Origin of the sequence: Mesorhizobium shangrilense, from assembly GCF_028826155.1 — a bacterium.
In the GTDB taxonomy this organism is placed as follows: Bacteria; Pseudomonadota; Alphaproteobacteria; order Rhizobiales; family Rhizobiaceae; genus Arvimicrobium; species Arvimicrobium flavum.
Map to the genome: position 1 here is coordinate 2,931,211 of NZ_JAQGPN010000001.1, position 17,315 is coordinate 2,948,525.

At 65.1% G+C, this 17,315-nt stretch carries 10 protein-coding genes; 7 read left to right on the top strand and 3 right to left on the bottom strand.

The annotated features are described in order from the left end of the window. Positions 1-92: 92 nt before the first annotated feature. Entirely contained in the window at positions 93-551 is a 459-nt protein-coding gene (gene mntR / locus PD284_RS14155) for a manganese-binding transcriptional regulator MntR (protein WP_274628830.1), read from the bottom strand. Between the two features lie 305 nt (positions 552-856). Between mntR and PD284_RS14160 the strand changes: the two genes are divergently transcribed. The 3 genes from PD284_RS14160 (at position 857) to PD284_RS14170 (ending at position 4,410) form a co-directional block, all read left to right on the top strand. Next, positions 857-1,867, top strand: a complete 1,011-nt coding sequence (locus PD284_RS14160) for a multicopper oxidase domain-containing protein (protein ID WP_459382276.1) — start codon at positions 857-859, stop codon at positions 1,865-1,867. Continuing rightward, the gene (locus PD284_RS14165) at positions 1,864-3,072 is read left to right on the top strand and encodes a ZIP family metal transporter (protein ID WP_411956207.1); all 1,209 of its coding nucleotides are present in this window, start codon (positions 1,864-1,866) and stop codon (positions 3,070-3,072) included. Before PD284_RS14160 ends, PD284_RS14165 begins: the two co-directional genes overlap by 4 nt. Before the next feature lie 132 nt (positions 3,073-3,204). Then, entirely contained in the window at positions 3,205-4,410 is a 1,206-nt protein-coding gene (locus PD284_RS14170) for an MFS transporter (RefSeq protein WP_274628832.1), read from the top strand. Here PD284_RS14170 and dgcA read toward each other — a convergent pair. After that, on the bottom strand, positions 4,389-5,369 hold the full coding sequence (gene dgcA, locus PD284_RS14175) for an N-acetyl-D-Glu racemase DgcA (protein WP_274628833.1): 981 nt from the start codon (positions 5,367-5,369) through the stop codon (positions 4,389-4,391). The genes PD284_RS14170 and dgcA overlap by 22 nt on opposite strands. Positions 5,370-5,451: 82 nt before the next feature. On the opposite strand from dgcA, the gene PD284_RS14180 reads away from it, so the two are divergent. The 4 genes from PD284_RS14180 to PD284_RS14195 are packed head-to-tail and all read left to right on the top strand — an operon-like array spanning position 5,452 to position 9,530. Next, positions 5,452-6,627: an ABC transporter permease gene (locus PD284_RS14180; protein WP_274628834.1), complete on the top strand. Its 1,176-nt coding sequence runs from the start codon at positions 5,452-5,454 to the stop codon at positions 6,625-6,627. Continuing rightward, complete coding sequence (locus PD284_RS14185; protein ID WP_274628835.1) at positions 6,627-7,448, top strand: ABC transporter ATP-binding protein; 822 nt, start codon at positions 6,627-6,629, stop codon at positions 7,446-7,448. Before PD284_RS14180 ends, PD284_RS14185 begins: the two co-directional genes overlap by 1 nt. Then, the gene (locus tag PD284_RS14190) at positions 7,448-8,863 is read left to right on the top strand and encodes an MlaD family protein (protein WP_274628836.1); all 1,416 of its coding nucleotides are present in this window, start codon (positions 7,448-7,450) and stop codon (positions 8,861-8,863) included. Before PD284_RS14185 ends, PD284_RS14190 begins: the two co-directional genes overlap by 1 nt. Before the next feature lie 58 nt (positions 8,864-8,921). Beyond that, on the top strand, positions 8,922-9,530 hold the full coding sequence (locus PD284_RS14195) for an ABC-type transport auxiliary lipoprotein family protein (protein WP_411956271.1): 609 nt from the start codon (positions 8,922-8,924) through the stop codon (positions 9,528-9,530). A gap of 172 nt (positions 9,531-9,702) precedes the next feature. Here PD284_RS14195 and PD284_RS14200 read toward each other — a convergent pair whose 3' ends face one another. Then, entirely contained in the window at positions 9,703-17,160 is a 7,458-nt protein-coding gene (locus PD284_RS14200; RefSeq protein ID WP_274628838.1) for a hypothetical protein, read from the bottom strand. Between the last annotated feature and the right edge of the window lie 155 nt (positions 17,161-17,315).

Genomic DNA, 17,315 nt, shown 5'->3' on the forward strand with positions numbered 1-17,315 from the left:
GAGTCGATACCGGGACTGCCCGATGGCTCGCACGTAGTCGTTCCACCTACTGGAAGGTCAATGTCACGACTTCGTGAATCGCGAGGGAGCCCTCATTTCCCGCTGCGGGCCAGGAAGGCGCGGAAGGCTTCCAGCGTCTCGGCGCTCACGTGATGCTCAATTCCCTCGGAGTCGATGCGCGCAGTTTCCGGACTGATGCCCAGAGCGCAGAGGAAGGACTCGACGACCTGATGCCGGTCGCGGCTCATTTCGGCGAGCTCCCGCCCTTCGGCCGAAAGAAACACGCCGCGATAGGGCCGTTGCTGGATCAGCCCGTCGGCAGCCAGCCGCTTCAGCATCTTGGCGACGGTCGGCTGTGCTACGCCCAGCCGCTGCGCGATGTCGACCTGGCGCGCCTCGCCGCCTTCGTCGATCAGATCGGCGATCAGTTCCACGTAGTCCTCGACGAGTTCGGTGCGGCGGTTGTGGCGCGTCTGCCTAAAACTCTCGACGCGCGTTTCCGCATCGATCGGGTCGCTGGGCTCTACAATCGTCGGATTCTCGTCGCTCACTACCAGCTCTGCTCCTTCGCTGCGATAAAGTGTAGCCTCGGCTATTTCTCATAGAGCGGCGTTTTGAATCTTTCCAGATGATTCCGTGTCGCAGGCTGTTCGCCGCGAAAAATATAGCCATTGCTATAATTAAGCGATTGTGCTCTTCTTGTTCGTCATTGCTAACAGGGGTGGATTTCATGCGACGGTGGTTGCCGTTCGATCTCAGTCGACGCGGTTTTTTGGGGGCCGGTATCCTCGCGGCCGGAGGCGCGGCCTTGAGCGCGCGCAACGCAGCCGGTCAGGCGACGCATGATCACAGCACCATGCGGGCGGCCCAGCAGGCTTCGACGGCAGGCCATGCGGCCAAGCAGGATCACCTGACGGCGCATGGGGCGATGATGACCGTCGGCGAAGTCGACAATGCACGCAACGGTTTCGACCCTACCGCCATGCTGACGGACTGGGACACCGGCGAAGTGACCAAGCGGTCGGATGGCCGCACCGTGCGCACATTCGAGGTCACAGGCGAAGACAAGGAGATCGAGATCGCGCCGGGGGTGATGTTCCCGGCCTGGACCTACAACGGTCGCGTGCCCGGTCCCGCGCTGCGCGCTACGGAAGGCGATCTGCTGCGCATCGTCTTCAAGAACTACGGATCGCATCCGCATTCGATGCACTTTCACGGCATCCACTCCGCGCGGATGGATGGCGTTCCCGGGGCCGGCGTCATCGATCCGGGAGAAGAATTCGTCTACGAATTCGAGGCCAAGCCCTTTGGCTGCCACCTCTATCACTGCCACGCCCTGCCGCTGGCCCGCCACATGCACAAGGGCATGTACGGCCTGTTCGTCGTGGACCCGGATCCGGCGCGTCACCCCGACATGGCCGATGTCGCGAAATCCCGTCTGCTGGGCACGCCGGAAAACGCCAACTGGCAGGAAATGGCGATGGTGATGAACGCCTTCGACACGACGTTCGACGGCGAGAACGAGTTTTATGCCTGCAACACCGTGGCTCACTGCTACGCCAAGCAGCCAATCAAGGTGGACAGGAACCGGCCGGTCCGAATCTACCTCGTCAACGTGACTGAATTTGATCCGATCAACTCGTTCCACCTGCACGCGAACTTCTTCGACTATTTCGACCAGGGAACGACGCTGACCCCGACCCTGAAGACGGTGGATCTTATCATGCAGTGCCAGGCGCAGCGGGGCATCCTCGAGTTCAGTTTCCGTGACCACGAGCCCGGCCTCTACATGTTCCATGCGCATCAGGCGGAGTTCACCGAGCTCGGCTGGGTCGGCATGTTCGACGTCGTCGAGGCCGTGTCGTGAACGAGCGCGTCGAACACGATCGTCTGCGCACCGCCGTACCCGTAAGCGGCCGCGGTCCCTTCAGCTTCCTGTGGCTGCTGCTGCCTCTCGCCGTGCTTGGCCTTGCGGTCTGGTGGCTGATCGCCACCAACCCGCTCGCCAGTTTCGGCAACGGGGCTCCTCCGGTCGAGAACATCACCGTCGAGCGGACGATCCTCGACCATAACGGGATAGGACTGCTCGTCAGGGCCGGCGGTTCCGAGCCGATGAAGATCGCTCAGGTGCAGGTCGATGCCGGTTACTGGCACTTTGAGCAGGAACCGTCCGGACCGATCGCGCGAGGCGATACGGCCTGGATCCGCATTCCGTTCCCGTGGATCGTCGGCGAGGGCCACACTGTCACCTTCGTGACGTCGACCGGAGCGACGTTCGAGCACGCCATTCCCGTCGCCATCGCAACCCCGGTCGCCACGACGTCGACCCTCGTCTCCCAGGCGATTCTCGGGGCATTCGTCGGCATCCTGCCGGTTGCCGTGGGGCTGATGTTCTATCCTGCGCTGCGCGGTGCGGGACCGGCGACCATGGACTTCCTGCTCGCGATGACGATCGGCCTGCTCGGCTTCCTGCTGGTCGACACGTTCGAGGACGCGTTCGAATTTGCGGGTGGATCGGCCGCCTTGTTCCAGGGGCCGACGATGGTCATCCTTGCGGCCGTGGCGAGCTTCATGCTGCTGACGGCCTTCGGGAGACGAGAAGGACGGCCGACGGGGCTCGCGTTGGCGACCTACATCGCCATTGGCATCGGCCTCCACAATCTGGGCGAGGGGCTGGCGATCGGGGCCGCCTTCGCGGCCGGTGCGGCCGGACTGGGCACCTTCCTCGTGCTTGGCTTTACCCTGCACAACATCACCGAGGGCATCGGTATCGCCGCGCCGATCCTCAAGGTGCGGCCGCCGCTGTGGAGCTTCGCTGGGCTGACCCTGCTGGCCGGCGGCCCGGCCGTACTCGGCATGTGGATCGGCAGTCTGGCCTATGCGCCGCAATGGTCGGCGCTGGCGCTGGCCATCGGCGCCGGCGCCATCCTGCAGGTGATTATCGAAGTAGGCGCCTTCCTCGCCGGCCGGCACGACAAGGGTGCGGCTGGGCTGCTCACGCTGCCGGTCCTCTCGGGCATCGGCATCGGCGTCGCCTTCATGTATCTGACAGCTATGCTCGTGAAGATCTGAACGGCACGCACGGAGGCAACTCCGTGTTCCTGAGGCGGGCGCGGCTTCAGACCGTTCCCGCCGTACGGATTGCGTGCTAAGCGGGCACACCGCGCTTCGGCGGTGCGCCCTCCTTCAGACCCGTATCCGATCATGGCCTTGCCGCCGCTGTCTCCAGCACAACTCGCCAAACCGCGCCGCTTTGAGCTGCGCGTTTCGCTCATCTTCGCGGCGCTCTTCATCCCGCAGGGCGTCCATCTGCCGTATTTCCCGCTCTGGCTCGAGTCCAAGGGACTTGACGCCGAGCACATCGCCATCGTGCTGTCTGCGCCAATGTTCCTGCGTGTCTTCACCACGCCGCTCATCACCGCTCTGGCCGATCGCGCCAAAGACCGCGCCAGTGTTCTGGTCGCGATGGTGGCCATGTCGCTCATCCTCTCGATCGGCTACTTCTTCACGTCCTCCTTCACCGCCATCCTCATCGTCTCGCTGCTCTTGTCGATCGTCTGGACGCCGCACTCCACGCTGGCCGATTCGCTCGCCCTGTCCGGTGTGCGCCGCTTCGGGTCGAACTATGCGCATATGCGCATCTGGGGGTCCGCAGCGTTCCTGGCCGCCAACTTCTTCGGAGGCGTCGCCATTTCGCTGGCCACCGAATCAAGCGTCCCGGCGATGATCAGCGCCGGACTGGTGGGAACGCTTGCCGCCTGTCTGCTCGCTCCGAGGCTGGGCAAGCCGCGGCGTGCATCGCCGCTCTCGGCCTCTGCCATGCAGAAGGCCGACCCGTCGCTCTTCACGCCGTATTTCCTGCTCTGCGTGGTAGGCGCTGGGCTCATCAACTCCAGCCACGGATTCATGTACGGCTTCGCATCGATCTATTGGAAATCGATCGGCATCGACGGAGGCGTCGTTGGTCTGCTGTGGACGGCGTCGGTTGTCGCCGAGGTCGGGATATTCATGGCCTTCACGCGCGTTTTCGGCCGCACGCCGTCGTCGATCCTGCTCGGCCTTGCCGGCCTCGGCGCAATTGTCCGCTGGGTCGCCTATCCCCTGGTCTGGCCGTCCGGCGCAGGCGTGGCGGGATTCTTTGCCGTCCAGGGGCTTCACGCGGTCTCGACCGGCCTGATCCTCCTGGGCGTCCAGAAGCTCATCGCCGAGACGATCGACGAGGACAAGATGGGCGCCGCGCAAGGCGTCGCCTTCTTCGCCAGCGGCCTCTTCATGGCCCTGGTCACGCTGGCGTCCGGCGCCGTGTATGAAAACATGGGCGCGAACGGATTTTACGTTATGGCGGCGGTCGCTCTCGTCGGCGTCGCGCTGATTGCCTGCGCTGGCCGTCAGCCCCAAAGCGCAGGATGAGGGGGTGAGACGAGCGAGCCTTCATAGGTGAGCTTCTGGTCCCGGTCCTGCGCCAGCAGAAGCGGCCCGTCGAGATCGACGAATTCCGCCCCCTGTGCAAGCAGCACCGCGGGGGCCATTGCCAATGACGTGCCCACCATGCAGCCGATCATGATCGCAAACCCCTTTCGGCGTGCACTGTCGCGAAGCTCCAGCGCCGCGGTCAGCCCGCCGGCCTTGTCCAGCTTGATATTGATGGCGTCGTAGAGGCCGACGAGGCCATCCAGATCCGCCGCGGTGTGGACGCTTTCGTCGGCGCAGATCGGTACCATGTGCTTGACGTCGCGCAGTATATCGTCCGAGCCTGCCGGCAGCGGCTGTTCGATGAGCGCTATGCCAAGTTCGGCCGCCAGCGCGAGATGCCTGATCAGGTTGTCCGGTCGCCAGCCTTCATTTGCGTCGAGGATAATACGGCTGTGTGGCGCGCCCTCCACGACCGCTCGCATCCGCGGTTCGTCTTGATCGGTCCCCACCTTGACCTTGAGAAGCGGCCGCCAGGCGTTTTCGCGCGCCTGGGTCTCCATCGCGTCCGGTTCGCCGAGCGAAAGCGTGTACGCCGTTTCAAGCGGCTTCGGCGAATCGACTCCGAGTGCATGCGTCGCGGCGACGCCCGAGAGCTTTGCTTCCAGATCCCAGAGGGCGCAGTCGACTGCATTGCGCGCTGCCCCCGCGCGCATTGCTGTCAGGAGTTGCCGGCGGTCCATGCCGCGCGCAATCTCCGCGCGAATCGCTTCGATCTCCGCGTGCACGCTCTCCATCGTCTCGCCATAGCGGGCGTAGGGCACGCACTCGCCGCGTCCTTCCACGCCATCCTGCCCGATGGAGCAGCTCAACACCGCGGCTTGCGTCTTCGATCCGCGGGAAATGGTGAACGCGCGGGCGATTGGGAACGTCTCGGCATTGATGGTCAGGCTGCGCATTCGGGTGACACTCCATGACATTTCGACCGCGCCATTCACCCTCAAAGTGACAGGATCGGGCAGAGCGGCTAAGACTCGGCCCATGTTGAACAATGGACGGCAGGACACAAGGGCGAGCAGCGGCAGCGGACCGCGTGTCGCCGTGCGCGACGTCGCCGACGGCGTCGTCGCCGAATTGTCCGGGCGGTGGACGACGAGGACGGTCAGCAGCATCGACGACGAGATGCGTGCGCTGGAAGCGTCAAGGACCGCGCTCCCGATGACCATCGACCTGTCGCAGGTGGAGCGTATGGATACGGCCGGGGCCTGGGTCATCGAACGGCTCGTCGCCGCAAACAGGCGACGCAACGTCGAGACCACCATATCCGGCGCGACAGACACTGCGAAGATTCTGCTCGGCGCCGTTGCGGAAACGGCGGAAGAGGGACCCTGGACCAAGCCGCCGCGCGGCCCCTTCGATCCGCTGTGGATCTTCGAATCCATCGGTCGCGCCATGTATGCGGGTTTCGGCGACTTCATGGCGGCGATGTACATTCTCGGCTCGACCATCCGGGGCGCGCAGATGAAGCTCGGCCGGTCGAGTGCGATCAATCCGGCCGCCATCTTCCACCAGATCGACCGCATGGGCGTCGGCGCCATTCCCGTCGTCGTCCTGATGTCGGGCATCGTCGGCGCTATCGTCGCCCAGCAGGGCGCGTATCAGTTGCGTTACTTCGGGGCCGAGATCTTCGTTGTCGATCTGGTTGGCATCCTGATCCTGCGGGAACTCGGCGTCCTGATGACGGCCATCATGATCGCCGGCCGCTCCGGCAGCGCCATCACCGCCGAGATCGGCTCCATGAAAATGCGCGAGGAGGTCGACGCGCTCACCGTCATTGGCCTCAACCCGGTGGGCGTCCTGGTCTTTCCGCGTCTCGTGGCGCTCGTGGTCGCCTTGCCCTGCCTGACCATCGCGGCGAACTTCGCGGCGCTCGGCGGTGCCATGCTTGTGGCGTGGTCATATTCCGACATCACGCCCACCGCCTTCATCGACCGGCTGCGGCCAAGCATCGATCTCAGCACCATCTTCGCCGGCCTGATCAAGGCGCCGTTCATGGCCCTGATCATCGGCATCGTGGCGTCCGTGGAGGGCATGAAGGTTGGCGGCAGCGCCGAATCGCTCGGCCGTCACGTGACCGCGTCAGTGGTCAAAGCGATCTTCATCGTCGTCATCCTCGACGGCTTCTTCGCCATCTTCTACGCGGCGATCGATTTTTGATGAGCCAGACTTCGTCTCCCATGCCCCGGCCATCTGAGTCGAAAGAAGCCGAAAGAGAGATCGTCATCTCGGCCCGCGACATCACGGTGGCGTTCGGCAAGAACGTCATCCTCGACGGGCTGGATCTCGACATCTATCGCGGCGAGATCCTGGGTTTCGTCGGCCCTTCCGGCTCCGGCAAGTCAGTGCTCTTGCGCACCATCCTCGGACTCACCCGCAAGCAGGCCGGAACGATCGAACTCTTCGGCGTCGACGTGGACGAGGCGACCGAGGCAGAACGCCTGAGGATCGACATGCGTATGGGCGTGCTCTTCCAGCACGGCGCGCTGTTCTCCGCCCTGACGGTGCTGGAGAATGTCCAGGTGCCGATGCGCGAGTACCTGGACATGCCGAAGAAGCTGATGAACGAGCTCGCGCAGCTCAAGATCGAGCTCGCCGGCCTGCCCCGCGATGCGTCCAGCAAGTTCCCATCAGAGCTTTCAGGCGGCATGATCAAGCGGGCTGCGCTTGCGCGCGCGCTCGCGCTCGATCCCGATGTCGTCTTTCTCGACGAGCCGACCTCCGGTCTCGATCCGATCGGCGCCGCGGAGTTCGACGAACTGGTCGCCAAGTTGCGAGACACTATGGGCCTCACCGTCTACATGGTGACGCACGATCTCGACAGCCTGTTCTCCGTGTGCGACCGCGTGGCGGTTCTCGGCAAGAAGCGGGTGCTTGTCGAGGGGACGATCAGCGACATGCTGGAATGCGATGAACCCTGGGTGAAATCCTACTTCCGCGGCAAGCGCGCGCGGCAGCTCGATCTGACGGCTCGGAAATAATGGAAACCAAAGCCAACTACGTTGCAGTCGGTATCTTCACGCTCCTCGCCGCCGTGGCCGCGTTTGCATTCGTGTACTGGACGGCGGGCGTCGGCGAACGGGGAGAAACGGCGGCCTTGCGGGTGCTTATCCCCGGCTCCGCGTCGGGGCTCGGCCGCGGCAGCGCCGTCCTGTTCAACGGTATCAAGGTGGGCGACGTCCAGCGCGTTTATATCGATCCGAAGAACCCCAACGCGGCGATCGCGGACACGTTGATCGACCGCAACACGCCACTGACGCGATCCACCCAGGCCGACATCGGCCTGGCGGGACTGACCGGGCAGGCGAATGTCGAGCTGAAGGGTGGAAATGCGCAGGAAATGCGCCTTCTCGACGAAGCCGAGGAAGCCGGCGTCACTGCCGAAATCAGCGCCAACCCGTCTGCGGTCACGAACCTGCTGCAGACCGCCCAGACCATATTCACGCGCGCCGACAATGTGCTCAACGGCCTCGAAGGATTCGTGAAGGAGGCGCGCGGACCGCTGACCGACACCGTGAAGAACGCCGAGAAATTCTCCCAGGCGCTGGCCAACAATTCCGACGGCGTCGACAGGTTTCTCGACAGCGTAAGTACGCTTTCGACCCAGCTTCAGGCGGTGTCCGGCCAGCTCGATTCGACCCTGAAGTCGGCCAAGGGCCTGATCGATTCGGTCGACAGGGAACAGGTCGCGCAGATCGTCCGGAACACCGAGGCCCTTACCAGGAACCTCAACGAGACCGGCGCCCGACTCGATGGCGTCGTCAGCGACGTCCAGGGCGCCGTGAAGTCGATCAACGAGTTTGCCGGCAACGCCCGCAGCACGCTTGAGAAGGTCGACGGCATCGTCGCGTCGGTCGATCCGAACGACGTCAAGCAGGTGATCGCCGACGTCAAGTCCGCGACGTCCGAGGCGGGCAAGGCGATCACCAATTTCCGCAGCGCCAGCGAATCGGCCAACAGGGCGGCGACGGACGTCTCCAAATTCACCGACAGATTTTCCCGACGCTCCGAGGATATCGACAAGATTGTGAGCGACGCGCAACAGTTCGCAGAACGGATCAATAAGGCATCGGTTCGCGTCGACGGCATCCTTGCCAAGCTTGATGGCCTGCTCGGCGACGAGAACACGCAGAGCGTGATGGTGGACCTGCGCGAGACGCTCAACGCCTACAAGAAGGTCGCCGACACGCTGAACGCGCGCATGGGCACGATCACCGACAACCTCGCGCGCTTCTCCAGCCAGGGTCTGCGCAACGTCGAGGCATTCGTGAGCGAGGGTCGCCGCTCAATCAGCCGGATCGAGCAGGCGATCACCGACTTCGAGCGCAACCCTCAGCGTATCATTAGCGGTGGAGAGGGCGACGTCCGCCAGTATGACGGGAGGGCCCGGCGTTGACTTTGATGGATCATCATTCCAAGAGTTTTTACGACTGTGCGGTGCTGCCGCGCTGATGATGCGAGGCCACCGGGTGACGCGAGCCGCCTTGATCGTTGCAATCACCGCCACTGCGCTCGTGGCGCCAGGCTGTGCATTGTTGAGGGCTCCGCAGCCTCTCGACACCTATGAGCTTTCCGCGCCGGATGTGACAAACCCTGGTGGACGCAGCCGCGCCCAGATCCTGATCGCCGAGCCGACCGCACTGAAGGCGCTCGACGGGCAGAACATCGTGGTCAAGCCGTCGCCGGGAACGATCCAGTTCCTGAAGGGCGCGCAATGGGCCGATCGGCTTCCGAAGATCGTGCAAGCCCGCTTGGCCGAGACGTTCCAGAAATCCGGCAAGTTCGGGGGCGTCGGCAAGCCGGGCGAGGGGCTTGCGATCGACTATCAGGTGATCGCAGAGATTCGCGCCTTCGACGTTCGCGTGAGCGGCGGCTCCCGCGCCAATGTCGAGATATTCGTCAAGCTGCTTAACGACCGCAATGGCGTCGTCCGCGCCTCGCGCACATTCGAAGCCTCCAGTCCTGCTGGCGGCCCGGCCAATGACGATTTTATCGCCGCGCTCGACCGAGCCTTCGGCGAGGCCGCCGGCGACATCGTCGACTGGACAGAATCAACCATCTGAAAACGAATGGCCGACGCCGCTGGCGCGGGTCTGTAGCACGGCTTGGAACACACGTCGGACCGCTCTGCGAGCGTTGAGTCTGACGCTCGGGCGTGACTGGGTGCGACCATCAGCGACCACCCCAAGAAGGGCGGGATTGTCTCCCGCCCTTTTTCGTTCAACGCCTTGCGGCCTACGACAGCCTTCCGGCCGCGTGGGCCAGCATCGTGTAGACCTTGCCGGTATCGGAGGTGAGATAGGTCTGCGTCATGATGTTGTCGCGGTCGCTGCGTGCGACATCCTTCAGCAAAGTCTCGAAGTCGTCGCAGTACCGATCCACCGCGACGCGGAACTCGCTGTCCGACTGATACTTGCGGCGGATCTCGTCAAAGGTCTGCTGGCCCTTCAGCGTGTAGAGACGGCGCGTGAACACGTCGCGCTCGCCACGGCGGTAGCGATCCCAAAGCTCGATGGAGATCTCGTGGTCGATCGCCCTGGCAATATCCACCGACAGGGAGTTCAGCGACTCGACCACGTGGAGTGGGGAGCGCTCCGGCTGCGTCGGCTTGGCCGGCGCCGGGGCGCGCTTGGCCGGCGTCGCCTCATCGCGGGACGCCTCGCGCAGCAGGTCACGGACCCATCCGCCGGCTTGGGCCACGTTGCCGTTCTCGCGCGGGCGCGGCGCGGCGGGGGCGACCGTCGCGGGCATCGCTGCCTCTTCGGTCAGGGAACCGCGCAGTTGAGGAGCCGATGCGAGTGATGGTGACGCGCTCTGGCGTGCGGGCTGTGGCGCAGCCGGCTGCGGGGCGGCGGGCTTTGGCGGCCGAGGAGCTTCGGGCAGGCGCGGCTGCGGCTGCGACGGAGCTTGCTTTTGCGTCCGAGCTTCCTCCGCGACGTCCACCGGGCGACCGGTTTTCGCAACGATATTGGACAGTTCCTTGAGCGCGTTGATCTGCTCGGTGACGGCCCGGCGAATCGCGCTGGTCGATTCCTTGGCCTCGACCGGCATGTCGAGCACGCCCTTGCGCAGTTCGGCGCGCGTCTCTTCCAGATCGCTGCGGATCGAGCCTGCGGTACGGCGGATCTCGTCCGTCGCGTCCGCAAAGCGTCGGGTGGCGGAATCGATGACCTCGGCCATCGCGGCACGGATGTGCTCGGTCGATTCCTTCGTACGACCCTCCGCCTTGTCCAGCGCCGAGCCGACGAGGTTGTCGAAGGACTTCATCGTCCGCTCGATCTCCTCCGACTTCTTGACCAGGCCGACCGCAAGGGCTTCCAGCGCCGCCTGACGATCGTCGAGCGTGCTGACAAGATGCGACTGGGCCGAACCCAGCAGGTCGGATGCGCCGGACAGAACCCGCGTATGCTCCTCGAAACGGCTGGCGATGCTCGCCACCTCCTTCAGCGTGCGCGACGACACGTCAGTCAGGCGGCTTGCATTGGAATCGATCAGCCGGGCAGAGCTCGAGAAGGTCTGCGCCGCCCGTTCGGTTGCTTCGGCGAAGTGCTGTGTCGTCTGCGACAGGCGCTCGTCGACACCCGACAGGCTCTTGTCCGCCAGATCGATGAGTTCCGACAACTGCCCGTTGGAGGCCGTCAGGCGCTCAAGCAGCTCGGAAACGCTGCCCGACAGGGTGTCGCGCGCGCCGCTCACGGCGGAGATGGTCTCTTCCGTGCGGCTGACCAGCGCGTCCACCAGGGCCGCGTTTTCGGCCTTCAGCCGTTCGGTCGTCTGCTGCGTGACTGCCTCGATCCTCTTCTGCAGCTCGACGCCGCCTTCGGTGAAGCGTTCGACCAGCGGCTTGGCGGACTCGTCCAGGATCTTGCCGATTTCCGCGGTGCGGTTGGCCAGCATCTGGTTCAACTCGCGGGTGTTCTCGCCGATGGTCTTTGCGGCGTCGTTGGTGGTCTGGGTGATATGCTGGCCGACCGCCGAGAACGTCTCGGCGACCACGCCGACCCGGGCTGCGAGCTGCTGCTCGCTCCTGGCGATCTGCTCCTCCACCTTCTGTCCGGCAGTGGAGGCCGCTTCGGTGAGGCGCTGCTGCGCCGCGGCAAGATCGTCGACCATCTGCGAGGCGACAGCGCGCGCGCTTTCGCCCAGCCGGCCGTCGGCCTGCGCCAGGCGCTGACCGATCACTTCTAGGCGCGTGTCGAAGTCCGTCGCGCTTTGCGCCGCACGGCTTGCAAGGCGCTCGTCGGCCTCTGTCAGCACCTTCTCCAGGTCAGCGGCGCGGACGCCGATCGTTTCACGCGCGGTCTCGGACTGCACGACGATCAGACGATGCGCATCGTCGATGGCGCTGGCGAACTGCCCGACCTGCTGTCCGAGCTTGGCGGCGGTCTGCTCGGTCTGGACAACGATGCGCTTCTGCGCTTCGTCGACAGCCCGCGTGATCTCCCCGGCGCGATCGCCGAGCTGCTGCGCCGTCTGCTCGGCCCGCTCGGCCAGGCGCTGCTCCGCGGCATCGAAGACCTTCGAGACGTCGCCGACACGGTCGCCCATCACGGCTGCGCTTGCCTCTACGCGGCTTGCAATCGCCTTGTCGGCGTCCTCGAAGACCTTGCCGAGGTCCACCGCGCGCTGCGACAGCGCATCGGCCGTGTCGCCGACGCGTTTCGACAGCGTCTCGTCGGCATCCGTGAACGACTTGACGATCTCGCCGGCCCGGCGGGCGAGCGCGCTGGCGCTTTCCACGGCGCGCGCCACGAGCCTCTGATCGGCATCGTCGAACGCCTTGACGATGTCGCCAGCACGGAGGTTGACCGCGCTGGCCGTCTCGTCGATGCGTGAAACCAGCTTGCCATCGGCTTCTTCGAACAGCTTGGCGAATTCGGCGAGCCGCTCGGCCAGGCTTCCGGCCACCTGGTCCGCGTTCTCGGCCATGCTGCGCGCGCTGCTGGAGACGCGCTCCGACAACCGCCGTTCGGCATCGTCGAACGAGCCCGATATCTCGGCCGCTCTTGCCGCCATCGCGGCGCCCATTTCATCGGCGCGCGCGGCAAGCGCCTGCGATGCCTGTTCAGCCCGATCGGAGAATTTGAGATCGGCCGCCTCGAACGCCTGGGTGATTTCCGTCGCCCGGGAGGCGAGGATGCCGGCGGCCTCGTCCGCACGGGTGAGCAGCGACTGCGACGTAACCTCCGTCCGGTCTGCGATCTTCTGGTCGGCGGCTTCGAAGGCGCGCTGCAGCTCGTAGACGCGGCCGGCGATCGATTCGGCGGCTTCCTGGTTGCGCGTGGTGATGATGTTGGCGACGTTCTCGGCGCGGCCGACAAGGCGTGTTTCGACGTCTTCGAAGGTTTGGGCGATCTCGGTCGTCCGCTGGAGCAGGGCGTTGGCAGTCGCCTCGGCGCGCTCGGCCAGCTGCCGGTCGGCGTCGCTGAAGGCGGTACCGGCCTCTGTGGTCAGCATCCTGGTGACTTCGAGCACCTTTTCGCGCAGCGCACCGGCGGCCGTCAGGGCGCTGCTCTCGAGAACCGAGCGGATGCGGTCGATGCCGCTGGCAAGCGCCCGCTCCAGCGTCTCGGTGCGTTCCTCGACCACGCCCGTCTGCTGCCGGAACGCCTGTTCGATGCGCTCGACGTCGGCTTCCACGGCCTGGGTCAGTTCCTGACGGCGGTCGGCCAGCGCTTCCACATGCGAAGCCATGGCCCGTTCCATGTCCTCGCGGGAGGCAGCCAGGCTCGCGAAGTCGCGTTCGAACGCCTCGGTGAGGATACCGCGGCCTTCCGCGATCTGCCGGGCCTGATCGGCCACCATGCCGTCGATGAGCGACTTGCTGTCGTTGAGCTTTTGCAGGTCGGCCTCGAGGGCGCGCCTGAGGATGTCGCGACCCTTCGACAGCTGCTCGACCTGCCCCGAAACCAGGCCGTCGATGCTCGCGCGGCTCTCGTTCAGCTTGGCAAGATCTTCCTCCAGCGCAGCCTTCAGCACGCCGCGGCCTTCGGCGAGGTGCTGCACCTGCGAGGCGACGAGCCCGTCGATCTCGGCGCGGCTGGCCGACAGCTTGCGCAGGTCGGCTTCCAGCGCGCGCCTCAGGATGTCGCGGCCCTGGGCCAAGCGCTCGACCTGGCCGGTGATGATGCCGTCGAGACCGGCGCGGCTGTCGCCGAGCTTGGCGAGGTCGTCCTCCAGCGCGCGCTGCAGCGCCGCCCGGCCCTCGGCGAGGTTCTGCACCTGCTTCACGGCCAGCGCATCGATCTCAGTCCGGCTCTCGTTCAGCTTGGCGAGATCCTCCTCCAGCACCCGCCGGAGCAGCTCCCTGCCTTCGGAGAGACGCTTGACCTGGACGGCCGTCAGCCCCTCGATCTCGGAGCGGCTGTCGCTGAGCTTGGCGAGATCATCCTCGAGCGCCTGCTTGAGCGAATCGCGGCCCTCCGCCAAGCTCTGCACGTGGCTGGAGACCAGTCCGTCAATTTCCGCCCGGCTTGCGGTGAGCTTGGCGAGATCGTCCTCAAGGGCCCGCATCATCGCCTGGCGACCTTCGGCAAACTGCTGCACCTGAGCGGCCGCGAGGCCGTCGATCTCGGCGCGAGTCTCGCCGATCTTGGCCAGATCGGCTTCCAGCGCGCGTTTCAGGATGTCGCGGCCCTCGGCCAGGCGCTCGACCTGGCCGGCGACGATGCTGTCGATGCCCATACGGCTTTCGGCCAGCTTCTGCAGGTCGTCCTCGAGGGCGCGCTTCAGCACATCGCGGCCCTCGGCCACCAGCTGGACGTGGGCGGCCGCCAGGCCGTCGATCTCCGCCCGCGTGGCGCTGAGCTTCTGCAGATCGGCTTCCAGCGCACGCTTGAGAATGTCACGTCCTTCCGCGAGGCGCTCGACCTGTCCGGCGACAATGCCGTCGATGCTGCTACGGCTCTCGCCGAGCTTCTGCAGATCGTCTTCCAGCGCCTTGCCCAGCATCGCCCGCCCATCGGCGAGCGACTGCTCGAACTGTTGCACCTGGGTGCTGAAGGCCTGGTCCAGATTGCGGCGAGTGGCCTCGAGCTTGGCGAGGTCCTGGTCGAGGGCATTGCCCAGCAGCGCGCGTCCGCCGGCCAGCGCCTGTTCGAACTGGCCCGCCTGCGCGGCGACCGCATCGGTCATCTCCTGGCGCGCTGCAGCGAGCTTCTGAAGGTCGTCCTCGACGGCGCGACCGAGAAGGGCGCGGCCCTCGCCAAAACTCTGCTCCAGCCGGCCGATATGGCCCGAAAACGTCTCATCGACCTGGCCGCGGGCCTCGTTGAGACGGGACAGATCGGATTCCAGCGCACGCTTGAGGATGTCGCGACCTTCCGCCAGGCGCTCGACCTGGCCGGCGACGATGCCATCGATGCTCTTACGGCTATCCGCCAGCTTCTCGAGGTCGTTCTCCAGCGCCTTGCTGAGCAGCTCGCGACCTTCGGCGAGGGCGTTGGTGAGCAGGGTTCGGCCTTCGGCGAGTTTTTCCGCCTGTCCGACGACCAGGCCATCGATCTCGGCGCGCGTGTTGGCGAGCTTGCTCAGATCCGCCTCTAGGGCGCGCCTGAGTATATCGCGTCCCTGCGCGAGCTTCTCCACCTGACCGGCCACGATGCCGTCGATGCTGGTGCGGCTTTCCGACAGCTTGTTCAGATCCGCTTCGAGCGCATTGGCGAGTAGGGTGCGGCCCTCCGCGAGCTGGTTCACATGCGTCTTCACCGACTGCTCGATGGATTCGCGCGTCTGCTCCAGGCTGGAGAGATTGGCATTCAGCGCCTCGGCAAGGCTCGTACGTCCCTCGGCAATCCTGTGCAGATGGCCGTCGAGCGAGGCGTCGATGGCGCCCCGCGCCTCGCCGACCTTCTTGAGGTCCTCGTCAAGCGCTTGGGCGAGCATCGTCCGGCCTTCGGCGAACTTGATCACCTGCATTCCGATCGCTTCGTCGATCCGTGCGCGTCCGTCGGTCAGCTTCTCAAGGTCGTCCTGCAGCATCGCCGTCATGCGGTCGCGGCTCTCGGCGAAGCGCTGCGCGTGGTACTCGATGGAGGAGTCGACCTCGGACCGTGCTTCCTCCATCTTCTTGAGATCGGCATCTAGCGCGTGTGCGATCATGTTGCGGCCTGCTTCGAGGCGGCCGGCGAAATCGGATGCACGGGCCTCGAGCATGGCCGACGTGGAAGTGACGAGTTCGCTCATCTCCACGCCGATGCGGTTGCGGCTCTCGTCGATCAGATTGGAGAGAGACTGCTTGCCCTCGGTGAAAGTCGTCGAGATTTCCTTGGCGCGCTCCACCAGCGTTTCGCTGATCTGCCTTGCGCGCGCCTCGAGTGCGGCGTTGAGCTTCTGCGTGCCGGTGTCGAGGGCTTCTGCGCGCGTCTCGAACTCGCGGATGAGCGACTGGCCGCGCTCGGCAAGGGTCGCCTCGATGCCGGCGAGGCGCGTGTCGAACTCGCTGTTGAGCGAGCGCGCCGCGCCGCCGAGCAGCGAAATCATGCCCGACGTGCGCTCGTCCAGCATGTCGGACAATGAGCGGGTGGCGTGATCCGTGCTCTGGGTAAGCGAGGCGATACGGGTGTCGAGCAGGCTCGCAAAGGCTTCGCCCGAGGTCTGCAGTCGATCCGAAATCGAATCCAGCCGCTGGTCGATGGACTGGTAGATGGAGCCGCCGGACTCGTTGATGCGGTCAATTAGGGAATCGCCGGAATTGGTGATCGTAATTGACAATTTGCTCGACACGCCGAGGATGTCGTCGCGGATGCGTTCGCTCGCCTGGCCGAGATCCTCCTTCAGCGCCTCGTGGGCGTCGGCGATGGATGCGCGGACGCGTTCGGCATGGCTGACGACAGCTTCGCGCTCGCTGCCGAGCCCGTCGACGAGGGCCCGCATGCGCGCCTCGTTCTCGGAATAGGAGCGTTCGAGCTGGTTGACCTCTGTATGGACGAGCGTCTCCAGTTCGACGGCACGCGCCAGCGTGCGCTCGATACCTTCGCCGAGTGCCGCGACTTCGCGGCGCACGGCCTGTCCCACCATCATGACACGATCCTGTGCCGCGCTCTCCGGTTCGGTGAGCCGCAGGGCTGCCTCGGTCATGGTCTGCGCGGCAAGACGCAGTTCCTGGGCGCGCCTCATCATCATGGCGAACGCCCAGAACAGGATCAGGGGAACGACTATGCCGACGCCAAGCAGGATGATGCCTGGTCGCGCGAACAATTGGTCGAGGGTGCGGATCTGCCAGATGTCCGGCGCAAAGAGGGCGTGGCCCAGCAGAACGCCGATCGCGACCCAGGCGACCGACAGCAGTCCAACCATCCAGTATGCGGAACTCGACGGACGGGCCGCGAGGCGCGGGGTTCTTGGCGCCGCACGCTGAAGGTCGTCATTGGCAGGGGTGAAGGCGGACGGTGCCGGGACGCCGGCCTCCGGCGCGTCGACAGGGCGAAGCCCCAGATGGGCGTGGATCTGCGCCGGCGTGGGTTCGGTCGTGACATTTACAGCAGATTCGACGGTGGGCGCGCTCGGTTCGGGCTGGACCGCTCCGTTGCGGCTTTCCTCGGCCAGTTCCTTCGCCGCTTCGGAGATCTGCGCTTCAAGATCCTCCATCGAGGCCGCGATGTCGAGCTCTGCGCTTGACGACAAGTCCAGCTCGAGCGCCGATTCCAGCTCTTTCGCGACCTCTTTTTCGAGGCTCTTGGTCCGTTTAGCCATGCCGCCGTTACCCTGTACTTATGTCTGCAGACCTGCCGTTGACCGGTCTATTGCTGTCTGCACACGAGGCTTACTATGGTCCGCCCGTATCGTAGTGGCACAGGCAGGTAAAGAAAACATGCATTCCGCGACATGTGTAAAAGTTTAAACATAGG